Source organism: Faecalicatena contorta, assembly GCF_021531995.1.
Taxonomy (GTDB): Bacteria; Bacillota; Clostridia; order Lachnospirales; family Lachnospiraceae; genus Dorea_A; species Dorea_A contorta_A.
The window spans coordinates 20,906-35,896 of record NZ_JAFBIZ010000020.1; the positions used below are offsets into that span (position 1 = coordinate 20,906).

The 14,991-nt window shown below is 45.4% G+C and carries 14 protein-coding genes, 1 pseudogene and 1 riboswitch; all 15 genes and pseudogenes read right to left on the reverse strand.

What is annotated here, in order from left to right; all coding sequences use genetic code 11:
* Positions 1-32: 32 nt before the first annotated feature.
* Positions 33-1,412 carry a TrkH family potassium uptake protein gene (locus JQM82_RS04415; protein ID WP_235248820.1) on the reverse strand — a complete coding sequence of 460 codons (1,380 nt, stop codon included), beginning with the start codon at positions 1,410-1,412 and terminating at the stop codon, positions 33-35.
* Positions 1,413-1,894: 482 nt separating this feature from the next.
* Complete coding sequence (locus JQM82_RS04420) at positions 1,895-2,584, reverse strand: response regulator transcription factor (RefSeq protein ID WP_235248821.1); 690 nt, start codon at positions 2,582-2,584, stop codon at positions 1,895-1,897.
* Positions 2,577-4,073: a sensor histidine kinase gene (locus JQM82_RS04425; protein ID WP_235248822.1), complete on the reverse strand. Its 1,497-nt coding sequence runs from the start codon at positions 4,071-4,073 to the stop codon at positions 2,577-2,579. Before JQM82_RS04425 ends, JQM82_RS04420 begins: the two co-directional genes overlap by 8 nt.
* A gap of 98 nt (positions 4,074-4,171) precedes the next feature.
* Entirely contained in the window at positions 4,172-5,359 is a 1,188-nt protein-coding gene (gene metK / locus JQM82_RS04430) for a methionine adenosyltransferase (RefSeq protein ID WP_235248823.1), read from the reverse strand.
* A gap of 213 nt (positions 5,360-5,572) precedes the next feature.
* Positions 5,573-5,671: riboswitch (SAM riboswitch) on the reverse strand.
* 82 nt (positions 5,672-5,753) lie between these two features.
* Positions 5,754-5,924, reverse strand: coding sequence for a hypothetical protein (locus JQM82_RS04435; protein ID WP_235248825.1), 171 nt, complete (start codon positions 5,922-5,924; stop codon positions 5,754-5,756).
* Positions 5,925-6,018: 94 nt separating this feature from the next.
* A complete protein-coding gene (locus JQM82_RS04440; protein ID WP_235248837.1) occupies positions 6,019-7,203 on the reverse strand; it encodes an MFS transporter in 1,185 nt (394 codons plus the stop codon).
* A gap of 79 nt (positions 7,204-7,282) precedes the next feature.
* Positions 7,283-8,575: a UDP-N-acetylglucosamine 1-carboxyvinyltransferase gene (locus JQM82_RS04445; RefSeq protein ID WP_235248826.1), complete on the reverse strand. Its 1,293-nt coding sequence runs from the start codon at positions 8,573-8,575 to the stop codon at positions 7,283-7,285.
* Positions 8,576-8,796: 221 nt separating this feature from the next.
* Positions 8,797-9,297 carry a shikimate kinase gene (locus JQM82_RS04450; protein ID WP_235248827.1) on the reverse strand — a complete coding sequence of 167 codons (501 nt, stop codon included), beginning with the start codon at positions 9,295-9,297 and terminating at the stop codon, positions 8,797-8,799.
* Positions 9,298-9,414: 117 nt separating this feature from the next.
* The gene (locus JQM82_RS04455) at positions 9,415-9,771 is read right to left on the reverse strand and encodes a hypothetical protein (RefSeq protein ID WP_235248828.1); all 357 of its coding nucleotides are present in this window, start codon (positions 9,769-9,771) and stop codon (positions 9,415-9,417) included.
* Positions 9,772-9,854: 83 nt separating this feature from the next.
* Complete coding sequence (locus JQM82_RS04460; RefSeq protein ID WP_235248829.1) at positions 9,855-10,346, reverse strand: tRNA (cytidine(34)-2'-O)-methyltransferase; 492 nt, start codon at positions 10,344-10,346, stop codon at positions 9,855-9,857.
* A 108-nt stretch (positions 10,347-10,454) separates the two neighbouring features.
* Complete coding sequence (locus tag JQM82_RS04465; protein WP_235248830.1) at positions 10,455-11,624, reverse strand: aminotransferase class I/II-fold pyridoxal phosphate-dependent enzyme; 1,170 nt, start codon at positions 11,622-11,624, stop codon at positions 10,455-10,457.
* The gene (locus JQM82_RS04470) at positions 11,624-12,130 is read right to left on the reverse strand and encodes an Lrp/AsnC family transcriptional regulator (protein WP_235248831.1); all 507 of its coding nucleotides are present in this window, start codon (positions 12,128-12,130) and stop codon (positions 11,624-11,626) included. Before JQM82_RS04470 ends, JQM82_RS04465 begins: the two co-directional genes overlap by 1 nt.
* Positions 12,069-13,016 carry an AIR synthase-related protein gene (locus JQM82_RS04475; protein WP_235248832.1) on the reverse strand — a complete coding sequence of 316 codons (948 nt, stop codon included), beginning with the start codon at positions 13,014-13,016 and terminating at the stop codon, positions 12,069-12,071. The genes JQM82_RS04470 and JQM82_RS04475 overlap by 62 nt, the downstream gene beginning before the upstream one ends.
* 72 nt (positions 13,017-13,088) lie before the next feature.
* Complete coding sequence (locus tag JQM82_RS04480; protein WP_235248834.1) at positions 13,089-14,720, reverse strand: VanW family protein; 1,632 nt, start codon at positions 14,718-14,720, stop codon at positions 13,089-13,091.
* A gap of 170 nt (positions 14,721-14,890) precedes the next feature.
* Positions 14,891-14,991 (reverse strand): annotated as a pseudogene (locus JQM82_RS16475) (endonuclease III); the annotation flags it as partial.

The window sequence follows — 14,991 nt, forward strand, 5'->3', positions numbered from 1 at the left end:
TTCCACATATATTCTACCAATATTCTATCCGATTATCCTACCATAATCCGTTCTGACGGAAGCTCCCGGATCCGGTCTCTCGGATTCGGCTTTCCCGCGAACAGAAGTGCCAGTGTCATCGGGCCGAGTCGTCCTGTATACATCATGATCATGATCACGATCCGACTCGCCACCGTCAGACCTGCTGTCACATCGGCTGTCAATCCCACGGTACCGATCGCAGACGCCGTCTCATACATGATATTCAAAAACGGGGTACTGTCAGGTTCAAATATAGCAATCAGCGTCGTCCCTGTCAGGAATATGGTAAATGACAGCATGATGATCGTAATCCCCATACGGAAATTGCTTCTGGAGATCCTGCGTCCAAAGCATTCCGTATCGTGTCCGCCACGCACCAGTGTAATACAGGTAAGCACAAGCATGGTAACCGTCGTTGTCTTCACTCCACCGGCAGTTCCTCCCGGCGATCCGCCGATAAACATCAGGATCATACATACGAATCTGGTCTCCTCATGCATACTCGCCTGCGGTATCGTAAAGAATCCCGCAGTTCTCGTCGTCACCGACTGAAACAGAGAAGTCATCAGCTTTCCGCCAAAGCTCATCTGCCCGATCGTCTCCGGATTCTGATATTCCATCACCAATGTCAGCAACGTTCCGATCCCCAGGAGCACTGCGGTTGTCACGATTGCCAGCTTGGAATGCAGCTTCAGCCGTGTGAACCACCAACGCTTCGGCACCTCATGCCTGTGGATTCGTTTTCCATTTTCGATCACATCATACCATACGGTAAATCCCAGTCCTCCAAGAACAATCAGGAGCATAGTCGTAATATTTACAAGCGGATTCAGCGCATACTTTGCAAGACTGGAATCACCCAGAATGTCTATGCCTGCATTACAGAATGCCGATACTGAATGGAACAGCGCATATCCGGCGCCTTTTGCCGGACCGTATTCCGGGATAAACTGAACGGCATACAGAATCGCACCTGCTGCCTCGACCAGAAGTGTCCCCGTCAGGATCTTTTTTACCAGTCCCACCATGCCGCCGATGGTATCCATATTATAGGTTTCCTGAATCAGGACTCTCTCTTTGATCGTAATTTTACGTTTTATTATGATAAAAAATGAAGTCGCACATGCAATTACTCCCAGACCGCCGATTTGGATCAGTATAAGAAGTATCACCTTACCAAACAGTGTAAACTGTGTCGCAGGCGTCACTGTCACAAGTCCTGTCACACATACCGATGTCGTCGCCGTAAACAACGCATCCAGAAATGTAATGGGCTTCTGATTGCTGACCGGCAGCCACAGAAGGACCGCCCCCGCCAGAATCACAGCAAGAAATCCTCCCACCAGAATTCCCATCGTATTCCATCTGATACTCCGCTTTTTCTGTTTCATCTATCCGTCCCCATTCTGTTTAGATTAAGATACTATAATACTTCACTATGGCATCATTATATTGATTATACAAAAAACTGTCAAATACAATGAACATCCCGACTCGTGACAAGTACTCCGGTGGCGTACCTGAATAACACGCTTTATGGGCGTATCTTGAAAAACGAAACGATTCATCCCAATAACTCTATGTTTTTAGTGAAAAATGAAGAGATAATGGGCATGGATATTGAGTTATTTAACAATTGCCCAATTATGTTGAAAACAGGTTGAAACATTTCACACAAAAGTAAAAAAAGAGGAGATCAGAAGATAAAAATAATATATACGCCCATCAGGCTCACCAATCTACGGTTCAGTAATGCAATTTTTTCAAAGTCTGTCTTTCTTTATGAAATCTCGCCCCTTGGTCTAATAAAAAGGGAGCCGCTGCACTACGGATGAATCGCTCATCTCTTTTGCCGCGGCCCCTCTTACTCTTCTTATATTTTAAAACGATATCCGACTCCCCAGATCGTCTCAATATACTGCGGATTCGACGTATCCATCTCCACTTTCTCACGGATCTTCTTGATATGCACCGTCACCGTTGCGATATCCCCGATCGATTCCATATCCCAGATCTCCCGGAACAGCTCTTCCTTGGTGTATACATGGTTCGGATGACTCGCAAGAAACGTCAGTAGGTCAAACTCCTTTGTCGTAAATGTCTTTTCCTCACCGTTGATCCATACACGTCTTGCAGTCGTATCGATCTTCAGTCCACGAATCTCAATGACCTTGTTCTTTTCCACCGCACTTCCGGTCAGCCGGTCATATCTTGCCAGATGCGCCTTTACTCGGGCAACCAGTTCACTCGGACTGAACGGCTTCGTCATATAATCATCCGCGCCAAGCCCCAGGCCCCGGATCTTATCAATATCATCCTTCTTTGCAGATACCATGACGATCGGTGTGTTCTTCACATCCCTGATCTGTCGGCAGATATCAAACCCATCAATCCCCGGAAGCATCAGATCCAGAATAAACAGATCATATTCTTCATTCAGTGCCTTCTTGAGTCCCGTCTCACCATCATTGGCAACCTCAACCGTAAATCCGCTTAATTCCAGATAATCCCGCTCTAATTCTGCAATCGCTTCTTCATCTTCTACAATCAATATCTTACTCATGAATCGGTACCTCCTGATATTTTCTGAGAACAAAATACATCGTCGTGCCAGTCTTTTCTCTGCTGGTAGCCCATATCTTGCCTCCATGTTCCTCTACAATCTTCTTTACAACCGACAATCCTATACCGCTTCCTCCGGTCGCAGAATTCCTCGATGCATCTGTACGGTAAAACCGGTCAAATATATTCGGAAGATCTTTTGCGGCGATGCCCTTGCCGTTGTCTTCCAGTTCTATCTGTACGAAGTCTCCCACATCTTTTACCCTCAGATTGATGACACCTCTTGTTTTATCCATATATTTCAGAGAGTTATTAATGATATTGTGGATAACCCGCTTAATCTGTTCCGCATCCGCGATCACCTTTACACTGGGGTCTACGTAATTAAAATACCGGAACTCTACATTACTGGATTCCAGTTCCAGCGACAGATCCTCCGCACAATCGTCGAAATATGCATTTACAGAGACGATATTAAAATTATAAGGGATCTTATTCGTATCGATCTTGGAATATAGCGTCAGCTCATTGATCAGAGTGTCCATCTCATTTGCCTTGTTATAAATGGTTCTGACGTATCTGTCCACCTTCTCCGGCGTATCGGCAACACCATCCATAATTCCCTCTGCATATCCCTTGATCGTCGTAACCGGAGTCTTCAGATCATGAGAAATGTTGCTGATCAGTTCCTTACTCTCTTTATCGTACTTCACTTTTTCTTCTGCACTGTCCTTCAGCCTGCGGCGCATCTCTTCCAGATCCTGACACAGACCTCCAAGCTCATCATCTGCATCCGGACGCAGTTCAAAATCAAGATTACCCTCCTTGATATTCTGTGCCGCCGACTGCATCTTCCTGATCGGTCCCATGACAGCCCGATAGATCCACAGGACAAAACATGCCGTCGTAAGTATCAGTGCAAGGATAATTCCAAACACGATATCCCAGAAGAATTCTCTCACTTCCGGAATGACATTGGTAAGGTCAGACACGATAAACGCACTTCCCCGTTCGCCATCGGCATACAGAAAGTCCACCTGCTTAACCAGTGCCTGTGCATCTCCGCCAAGATACGTACCATTTTCCGATGTATAAGTTGATTCTCCATATGCAGGAAGCTGACTGATGACTTCCGACGCTTTTTCCGAATCCGTTCCCACATACACAATGGTATTGTCTTTTCGGACTACCAGATATGCTTTCTTTTCTTCTATTTTACGATTAAATACATCCAGACAGGTCGCATCTTCCATCTTCTGAGGCTCCTGTCGCGACATTTGTGTCAGTTCATGATACGGCTCTTCCGTCACTCTCGACAATACCTGCAGTGAATTCGTAAACGATTCAAATGTTGCATCCGTGATTCCATACGTTTTTTCAATGGAACTCATCTGGTACATACTCAGCAGCCATATGATCGTAACACTCAGAACGATCGGGATGATCGTCACCGTAATAAACGCAATGATCAATCTTGTTTTCAGCTTCATACACAACGTCCTCCGCTAAAAGTATAGCATGAAAAAAGGCGCTTCACACCAAAGCGCCCATAAACATTTCTAAAATTTTTATAAAACCTGCCACAGATTTATAAGTACTTCTTCAGATCCTCCACCTTGTCAAGCTTCTCCCATGGGAACTCAACGTCCGTGCGTCCAAAATGTCCGTATGCCGCAGTCTGCTTGTAGATCGGTCTTCTCAGGTCAAGCATCTTGATGATTCCTGCCGGACGAAGGTCAAAGTTCTCACGAATCATCTCTACCATCTTTTCATCACTGATCTTTCCGGTTCCGAATGTATCCACCATGATGGAAGTCGGATGTGCTACACCAATCGCATATGACAGCTGAATCTCGCATTTCTTTGCAAGTCCCGCCGCAACGATATTCTTTGCCACATAACGTGCAGCATAAGCTGCAGATCTGTCTACCTTTGTACAGTCTTTTCCGGAAAATGCTCCGCCGCCGTGACGTGCCATTCCACCGTAGGTATCTACGATGATCTTTCTTCCCGTAAGTCCGCTGTCTCCGTGAGGTCCGCCAATTACAAATCGTCCCGTCGGATTGATAAAGAACTTGGTACCTTCATCCACCATTCCTTCCGGAATGATTGCGTCAAATACATATTTTTTGATATCTTCGTGGATCTGTTCCTGTGTCACATCCGGATCATGCTGCGTGGACAGAACAACCGCATCCAGGCGGGAAGGAACTCCATTTTCATCATATTCCACAGTCACCTGTGTCTTTCCGTCCGGTCTTAAGTATGGAAGTGTTCCGTTCTTTCTTACTTCTGTCAGGCGGTAGGAAAGCTTGTGTGCAAGTGCGATCGGATATGGCATCAATTCCGGTGTCTCATCCGTTGCGTAACCAAACATCATTCCCTGATCTCCAGCTCCGATTGCCTCGATCTCTTCATCGGACATCTTATTTTCTTTTGCCTCCAGTGCCTTGTCAACCCCCATCGCAATATCACTGGACTGCTCATCAATGGCAGTAATCACTCCACAGGTATCGGAGTCAAATCCGAATTTTCCTCTGGTATAACCGATCTCTCTTACGGTATCTCTTACAATCTTCTGAATATCCACATATGCATTGGTTGTAATCTCACCCATGACAAGTACAAGTCCTGTTGTTGTACATGTCTCACATGCCACACGGCTCATCGGATCCTGTTCCACAAGCGCATCCAGAATCGCATCCGATATCTGATCACACATTTTATCCGGATGGCCTTCCGTTACTGATTCAGACGTAAATAATCTTTTCTCCATGTTTTTCTCCTTTCCTACTGAAAGAGAGCTCCCTTACGTTCATTGCTCATTTCTATTCGGGGGCATCTCTTCCCGCTTACTTTCTCCCGGATCGATACTGCCTTTGCATCCGGTTCTCCTCATCAGTCATGATTGTGAACAGCGTCCGGACTTTGCAGGCAGAAAAAACAGCCCGCAGATAAGCGGACTGTTTTATATCATCATAAACCAATCCTCTTATTGTTCGATCACTCGCTCAGGTTGGCACCTTCCGTTCACCGGGGTTGCCGCAGTTTCACAGATCCTTTGTATCTCCGCTGCTCTGAATAAGAGAAAGTTTGCTTCATTCATTATTATAATTTGTAACAGTAAGACTGTACACCCTTTTCAACTCTATGTCAATAGGTGTCTGTGCCTATTTTCCCTTTTTCTTATTATCTCTTACAATCAAAACAATACCGATAATAAGTGGAAGGAAAAATCCAAGCAACTCGAATAATCCCATAGAAAATAAATTTCCGTTCACAATGGATCCAAATACGGCAATCGCCTGGATGACAAATAACACAATACTCACTTTATTCATAACTATAACTCTCCTTTTATAAAATTTTCATATATTATATTAATACTTTATAAAATCACTGTCAATCCTTTACAATACCTTCGCTATAACAACATTACAATACCTTCGCTATAACAAATCCTGCCACGCATGCAATCCCTGCGATCAGGAACGAACATGTCAAGCCTGCAGCGTCCAGTAATCCGCTGCACATCACAGACACCAGACCATATCCCAGCATGACCGCTCCAAAATTCATTCCCTGATACTTCATCCCGAAGCGGTCAGATACCAGTACCGGGAATACACTGACCACACCCCCGTATACCAGACAGACCACAGAGATTAGAACAATAAAAAGAAAGCCTTTTGCAATGATAAGCCCTGACACTGCCACTGCTGCAAGGGCGTACATGATCTGGATCACTTTTTTCCGTTCCACCTTATCCGACAGCCACGGAAGCGCAAAACGACCGGCAATGTTGGCAAACGAAGCGATCATGACACCCGCAAGCGCCTGTGCACTGCTCAGTCCCCGCTCCATTCCCAGCGACTTCATAAGTGGATTCACAAGAACATATGCCGGAACGGACAGTGCCATCGTAAGGCTGATCAGATAATACTCTTTTGTCACCATCATCTCCCGCGTCGTATACTGACGTACTCCTGAATTTTCACCATTGTTTTCCACCCTGTTTTCCACCGGATTGTCCACATATATTTCCTCATATTTTTCCGGCAGCGGCTCTTCAATAAAAAATGCGCCCATACACAGGATTACATAGATGACAGTAACCATCAGCATTGCATAACGGTATCCATGCAATTGCAGGACATAATCACACAGCGGGTTCATGATGACTCCCGACACACCGACCACGCCGACCGTAATCCCCGTCACCAGTCCCTTCTTATCCGGAAACCAGGCCTGCGGAACGGCCACCAGCATGCTGAAGGCACAGCCCGATCCCAGTCCTCCCAGCGCGCCATATCCCAGAGAGATCAGCCACGGCATCTGATAAGGCGCCATGGCAGCAAGAAAAAATCCTCCGCACATTACCAGACTTCCTGCAAGGATCGTCCTTTTCGCTCCGATCCGGTGCTGCAGATATCCACCAATCATATTCCCCAGCGCAAATATAGCGATAATAATCGTAAACGGCAGACTTGAAGCCGCCAGAGACAGATCATACTCTTCCCTCACATAAGGCTGGAAAACCGTCCAGATATAAGGATTCCCATGCACAAAATTCACGATTGAAGCAACCAATAATATAAAATACCTGTTTTTTCTCCACATCTTATCCACACACATTCCCCATTTTCCACTTTAAAAAGGGACGGAGGATTTTTAAAAATCCTCCGTCCCTTTTTAAAGTTTAGCCAACTTTTAATTTGAATTTCTGAATATCTTTTTCTGACGCCACTTTTTCAATCATTCCGCCGAGACTGCAGAGTTTTTCCTCGAATCGTTCATAGCCTCTCTGAATATATATGATATCATCCACGATTGTGATGCCTTCTGCTGCCAGTCCTGCGATACACAGTGCCGCGCCTGCACGAAGATCCGGTGCGCTGACTCTCGCTCCGGAGAATCCCTCCACTCCTTCGATCGTAGCTGAATTTCCTTCTATCTTGGCATTTGCACCCATTCTTGCCAGTTCGTCCAGATATTTGAATCGATTTTCAAATATGCTTTCCGTGATGATACTTGTCCCCTTGCATAAAGCCAGTGTAACGCCGATCTGCGGCTGCATGTCTGTCGGAAATCCCGGATACGGAAGTGTCTTCACGTGTGTACTTGTCAGTCCGCCCTTGGATACGACGCGGACCGCATCATCAAACTCTTCTACTTCGCATCCGATCTCTACCAGTTTCGCAATGGTTGCTTCCAGATGCTTTGGAATGACATTCAGTACTGTCACATCTCCTTTGGTCGCTGCTGCCGCAAACATAAAGGTTCCTGCTTCGATCTGATCCGGAATTACAGAATATTCTGTACTGTGCAGACGGGAAACCCCACGGATCTTGATCACGTCTGTTCCTGCACCTCTGATATTGGCTCCCATGCTGTTCAGGAAATTCGCTACGTCCACGACATGCGGCTCTTTTGCCACATTCTCCATGATCGTTGTTCCCTCAGCCATCGTTGCTGCCATCATAACATTAATGGTCGCACCTACACTTACTACGTCAAAATAAATATGCTTTCCTACCAGTCTGTCGGCTTCCGCAATAATCTTGCCATATTCAATCTCTACATCTGCCCCTAAGGCGCGGAACCCTTTCAGATGCTGGTCGATCGGTCTGCTTCCGATATTGCATCCTCCCGGCAGTGCTACTTCCGCACGTTTGTACTTTCCAAGTAATGCTCCTAAAAGGTAATAAGACGCACGAATTTTTTTGATATAATCATACTCAATATCAACATTGCAGATACTCTTTGCATTAATCTTTACTGTATGCCGGTCAATCCGGTGTACATTCGCACCAATCCCTGCAATCGCGTCCAAAAGCACATTAATATCATTTACATCCGGCAGATTATCTATCAGCACAGTTTCATCCGTCATAACCGCTGCGGCAAGAATTGCCAATGCTGCATTCTTCGCTCCGCCAATCTCCACTTCGCCAACAAGCGGATGTCCGCCTTTAATAATATATTGTTCCATCTTACACCTCTATATTACTATCTATTCACTCTCTCAAATCTCTGTCTTACAATCTATATTCGTGGCTATTATATCATAAAATTCCAAATTGTAAAATATTTTTTACAATTATGTAATCTGATCGTAACAGTTCAGCCATCACCAGGCCTTCTGACACGGCATTTCTACATGACTGCAGCCGTCTGACCGATGATGGCTGAACCGGACAATATCAGAGAGTTTTATTCGATTTCCAGTACATCCAGCACCTTCTCAATCGTATCTTCCAGCTTCAATCCGTCTTCACATACTGTCACATCAGCATATCTTTCAAAAAGCTGTACCCTCTCATCATAGAGATCCTTCAAAGTCTGCCCTTCTCTAAGTACTACCCCGCGGTTTTTTGCGTTATTTAATCTTTTATTTATTGTTCCAAATGATGCCTGCAAATATACAACCGTACCGATTTCTTTGTAATGCTGCATCGCCTTCTCACAATAAACAACGCTACCTCCCGGAGAAATAACCGTGTGCGTTACATCAACCCCGGCGTTTACACGGTCTTCTACTTCCAGGAACCCTTCTGTTCCTCTTTCTTCAATGATATCCTTCAGCAACTTTCCCTCTTCTTCCTGTATCAGAAGATCCGTGTCCATAAACTGGTAACCCAGGCGCTTCGCCACTACCACACCTACCGTACTCTTTCCCACTGCAGGCATTCCGATAAATATAATATTATCCATAGCAGTCTTCCTCCTTCGTCTATCAAAAATATATTAGCACATCCATTTTCCAAACGCAAAATCCATTTTCATCCTGTTTTCCTTCATCCGGATTGTTAATATGTTTCTCTTCATCCTCTAATACAGTCTTCTCTTATAGCTCCTGTGTTCCTGCCTTCTGCGGCACAGTTCCTGATACACCATTACTTCCACCAGATCCTGCAGCCATTTGCCCGGGGCTTTTTCTTCTTCCTTTGCGCGATCATAGATTCTTTTGCACATCAGATGAAGCTGCAGTCGGTCCGGGTACTCATCATACATCATACTTCCATCATATTCCATACGGTCGCATTCCTCCTCTATATATGGAACTATACGCTTTGCCGTATCCGGATAGATACTTTTCATATAATCGTAATCCCGACGGTTTAATCGTTCATCATCATATAAAAACGGTATTGGATACGTCATATAAAAAGGCAGTTTATTCTCCATATCTATGCTCTCCTTGAAATGAATATCTATCCTATCATATGCCCGCTCTTTCCTTTTGGTGAAACTCTGGCTGCCGGATTCTTCTACCACTGCAGTCTGTGCAGGCGCCCTTCCAGATTCATCCCTGCAAATCCATTCTGTCTCAACGCCTCGTACAGGACGATCGCTACCGAATTACCAAGATTCAGAGATCTGATATCTCCTACCATCGGAATACGTACACAGTCATCCTTGTGATGTACCAGAATCTCTTCCGGTATTCCCGCACTTTCTTTTCCAAACATGATGTAACAGTCTGGTTCATAAGATACCTCTGTATATACTTTTTCAGCCTTCGTTGTAGCCATATAGATTCTGGCTCCCGGATTTTTCTCAAGAAAATCCTGATAATCAATATAGGTTCTCACATCCAACTGATCCCAGTAGTCCATTCCCGCACGCTTCAGACTCTTTTCATTCAGGCGGAACCCCAGAGGTTCGATCAGGTGCAGCCTGGTATTTGTCGCCACACAGGTTCTTCCGATATTTCCCGTATTGGCCGGTATTTCAGGCTCATGTAATACAATATTCAGCATATTCATACTCCTTTTCATATTATTATATGTGACCAGATTCACATCCGGACATGCAGATAGCGTCAGTATCCCACCAACGCTATCTGTTCCATCTTTCAATCATATTTTCTATCGTTTATTTCTCAGACGCCCGATAAAGCTTCCCAGACGCCCGATCGCCTCTTTCAGATCCTCCAGAGAATACGCATAAGAAACTCTTATAAATCCTTCTCCACATTCTCCGAACGCACTTCCCGGAATAACAGCTACTTTTTCCTCCTCCAGGAACCGCATTGCGAATTCTTCTGAAGTCATGCCGAATTCCTGAATATTAGGAAAGATATAAAATGCTCCGAATGGTTCAAAACAATCCAGGCGCATTCTGGCAAATTCATGCATCAGAAACCGTCTTCTCTGATTATAAGCCGTCCGCATCTGCTGCACTTCATCCTCACAGTGTCTCAGTCCCTCCACTGCCGCATACTGGCTGTTCGTCGGCGCACACATAATCGCAAACTGATGAATCTTCACCATCTGCTCTGTGATCACTGCAGGTCCGCATATGTATCCCAGTCTCCATCCGGTCATGGCAAATCCTTTGGAGAATCCATTGATCACCAGTGTCCGTTCTCTCATGCCCGGAAGAGATGCGATCGACACATGATCGTACTTATAAGTCAATTCCGAATAAATCTCATCAGAAAGCACATACAGATCATGTTTTCTGATGACTTCTGCGATTGGTTCCAGATCTTCTCTGGTCATAATTGCTCCCGTCGGATTATTGGGATAAGGCAGTACCAGAATCTTGGTCTTCGGTGTAATGTGCGCTTCCAGCTCTTCTGCCGTCAGTTTAAATTCATTCTTCTGCTGAAGTGGAATGACAACCGGAACACCATCCGCCAGAATGGTACATGGCAGATAGGATACATAGCTCGGCTGCGGAATCAGCACCTCATCCCCCGGATCCAGCATTGCACGAAGCGCAACATCAATTCCTTCACTTCCGCCTACCGTTACCAGGATCTCATGATCCGGGTCATAATCCACCTGAATCTTTCGATTTAAATATCTTCCTATCTCTATCTTCAGTTCCTTTAATCCTGCATTGGACGTATAAAAAGTACGTCCCCGCTCCAGAGAATAGATTCCCTCTTCCCGGATTCTCCACGGCGTATCAAAATCAGGCTCTCCTACGCCAAGAGAGATTGCATCCGGCATCTCACTTACAATGTCAAAGAATTTACGAATTCCAGAGGGTTCAATGCCGGTTATTTTTCTTGATAGTGGATTTCTCATTACGGTGTCACCAGCATCCTTTCTGATTTTTTCTTTTCGATCATAAGCGTTCCGTGATCTTTGTATTTTTTCATAATAAAATATGTCACAGTGCTGACTACATCCTCGATCGGTGCCAGCTTGCTTGAAACGAATCTGGAGATCTCCTGAATCGTTCTTCCCTCAATCAGAACCATCAGATCATATCCGCCGGAGATCAGATATACTGCCTCCACCTCCGGATAATTGCTGATTCTCTCTGCCGTCTCATCAAATCCCTTATCTCTCTGCGGCGTTACCTTCACCTCGATCAGGGCATTGACATACTCACTTCCTGCTTTATCCCAGTTGATCAATGTATGATAGCCACAGATGATCTGTTCCTTTTCCATGGCTGCCATCTCATTGGCAATCGTTACTTCATCCGTTCCCAGAAGAACTGCCAGTTCTCCAAGCTCTACTCTGCTATTCTTCTCCAGATACAGAAGGATCTGTTTTCTGATCTCTGCTGTCTTGTCTGTCTCCATCTGTCTTACCTCCATCAAATAACCGAAGAATCTCATCTGGCGCCGGACGGTCTATATACCGCACTTCTTCTCCGTTATGTATTATCTTATCATTGTTGTTCCTGGTGCGTCCGATTACAGACGCCGGAATCTTCTGTTCTCTCAGCGCATCTGCCAGTACTTCCCCATCGTCAGTTACCATAAGAAAACTTCCTGTGGATATCAGCTGATACGGATTCAGGCGAAAATGTTCGCAGACTTCTATCGTCTCCTGCAGGATAGAAAATTGTTTCATATCCAGCTCCAGTCCCGTATCCAGTTCTTTTGAAAGTTCCCACAGTGCCGCCAGAATACCGCCTTCTCTGATCTGACGTACGGCAGATACGCCCCTGGCTTTTGCAACATCAATTTCCCGTAGCGCAAATATCTTCTGCCTGTAAGAAAGTATCTGATTGATAAATGCAGGGGCAAAACGCATCTTTAACTCTTTTTCTCTTTCTTCTGCAATTCTGAGCATGCCGTCCATACCGACCCAGCCCACAAGGACAATGTCCTTACCGGCTCGTGCGGTTTCCAGACACCAGGGCTCCTCCTTCGGCGCGTGTGCAATTCCCGTAACGATCGCCATCGGATAATTCACAACCGGATTCTGTTCACCTGTAAGTTCCATCAGTTCTATCTGATGCTCTCTGCAGGCTTCTTTAAGCATCTTACGCATTCCGTTGATCCTGGACTTATATACATACGGCGGGAGCAGAATGCGGGCACTGACGCCACAGCAGGGCGCACCTGCAGCAGCCAGTGAATTCACTGCCTGTGCGAGTGCATGAACGCCGATATATTTGGACTGACCACATACATAAGCCGTCTCACTTATCATCTGCTCCGTCTGTGTCTCTACTTTCATCTGCTGCCAATTTCCTTTCTGTTCAAGTACGCCACTTACTCTATGATCCTTTGCATTTTTGCCACTATACCCTTACTGTGAATCCGGGCTCCGGCCTTCCCCTCCCGACTCTTCTTCGGACGATGTCTGGGACGATGCACCGGATGATGAACCCGACGATGTACCGGACGATGTACCGGATGATGCACCGGATGCCAGATTGGCTGCCTCATTGATTGCTGCATTAATCTTATTCGGATCCTGTGTTGCAATCGCATTTCTCACCAGCACCGTCGCGGAAGGATTATTCGATGCCGTTCCGATCTCTATGATCTGATCCGATTTTTCATAGGTACTGTTGTTCACAATCTCCCGTTTGACTTCCTTGCCGTTTTTATACTCGATTTTCCACAGTTGTGCCACTTTTCCGGTGTGTGGGCTTCCGGAATACTTCATACTTCCAAGAGCCGCCTGCATATTTTCCTGATACACCACTCCGTAATCTTCCGTTTTCAATGTCTCACTTTCAAATTCGATCGTACGGTCCGGATCCCTTGTTTCTTTTCCATATATGGTAAATCTAAGCTGATTGTTATCATCAATCTCACCTTCCAGATAGATTGGGGTCTTATAATTATTCTGGAAAATAAAGTCCAGATAATCACCCGCGATCGCCGCATCTCTGGACGGGTCTACATAAGCAACCAGCATAGAATGCGGATATCTTTCAATCACTTCAAGTTCTGCATACAGCACCGCATTGTACAAAGTGGTGGACACCTGACAGATTCCTCCGCCATAAGAATTCACCACCTGCCCGTTTTCATACGATCCCGCTTCCACATACCCATGCTCTGCGTCATATGGCGCCGTCTCGTCATGCACAGACAACTGTTCTCCCGGCATCAGGATCTTTCCGTTCAGATGCTCTACCCCCGTCTTCAGATTCTGCCAGCGTTCTCCCCCTCCGGCATCTGTGGAAAATGTTCCCAGCACATCCTGAATGCTTTCCAGATCTTTCTTAACAATCGATGGTTTCTCCGTCTTCAAAGGCAATTTCACAGAAAAATCGCCGTGATCCCATTCTCCGTTTAATTTCTTTTCTATCTTTTGAATCGCAGCCTTCATATCGACCGTCTGGCCATCCTGCTCTTCCGTGATCTTAAATGCATTTTCTTTTCTGACGATCTTCGCATCTTTGGCATGCGCCGCCAGCGGAACTGCTCTCTGCGTGATCACCTGCTTTGCTTTCTCATCATCCAGCGAGATCTCACAGGCAAATACTTTCTTCTCTTTCTTCAGCCTGCCGATCTGCCTGCTTCGGATCCAGACGCTCCCCGTCTTGCCATACTCGACCGCCTTTTTGGTAAGTTTGTCAATATCTGCATATTGAATCCCCATCTCCTCAAGCGTCGCTACCGTATGCTTTTCGTCCACTTTCAGGCTGACTGTCAACGTTTTGTCCTTCTCCTGCTTTTCCACAAGGACTGCTTTCGCTTCCTGACGGCTCATGCCGGAAACATCACATTCCCCGATATAGATATTGTCACATATCTTATCCTCCGGGAATCCCGAAACATAATGATACAGCACCGCGTAGGTGATTCCCACAACGATACACGCAAATACAAGCGCCATTCCCAGGATCAGTATCCTTCTTTTCCTTCGCAGGGCTGTTTCCCTTCTGCTGCTTCCTCTTTTTATCCTATGACGATTCTCAGCCATTCCCCTTCTGGTTCCCCCTTAGTATTCTCGTTAAACCAGGTATGGAATAATCATGGTCGCAATCATAGCGACAATTACAATCATAATAACGATTGCGATGATTCTCCTGGTCCTTTTATTATTAAAATTCATGAATTACTTCCTTCTTTCATAAAATTCCTCTATATTTTTTACATTCTATACTGTTTACAGTATTTTTTCAAGAAACAATCCGCACATTTTGGATTCCTTGCCATACAAATGGTTCTCCCAAATGTAATAATTTGAATAT